This is a genomic window from Lentilactobacillus parakefiri (assembly GCF_002157585.1).
GTDB classification, from domain to species: Bacteria; Bacillota; Bacilli; order Lactobacillales; family Lactobacillaceae; genus Lentilactobacillus; species Lentilactobacillus parakefiri.
Genome location: NZ_BDGB01000007.1, coordinates 1 through 303, shown reverse-complemented (window position 1 = coordinate 303; position 303 = coordinate 1). Strand labels below are relative to the sequence as shown.

The 303-nt window shown below is 45.2% G+C and carries 1 protein-coding gene; it reads right to left on the bottom strand.

Annotation, left to right across the window (positions count from 1 at the left end; all coding sequences use genetic code 11):
• On the bottom strand, positions 1–303 hold a 303-nt coding region (locus LPKJCM_RS00605; protein WP_165758542.1), incomplete at both ends, for a helix-turn-helix domain-containing protein.

Sequence of the window (303 nt, the reverse complement as noted above, 5' to 3'; positions counted from 1 at the left end):
ATTGGTGAACAAAAGTATCCACACTATGCATTCTGGGACGAGCTTTTAAAGCTGTAACCAAAGCATTACAGAAGGTTTGACAGTGGTCAAAGAGTCCACGATAACAGCTGTTTAGCCGGTGCTTACGATAAACTGCTTCGCCAGTTTCCGCCAGATACGACTGTTCAAAGATACGTGTATTAGCGTTAATCTGTGTTGTTGTCCCACGTCTCAATTCACGTGAAATCGTGCTGGGATCACGATGAAGTACCTTGGCAATCCGGCGGATGGACCAATCTAAGTCCCTTAGAGCTTCAATTCGAC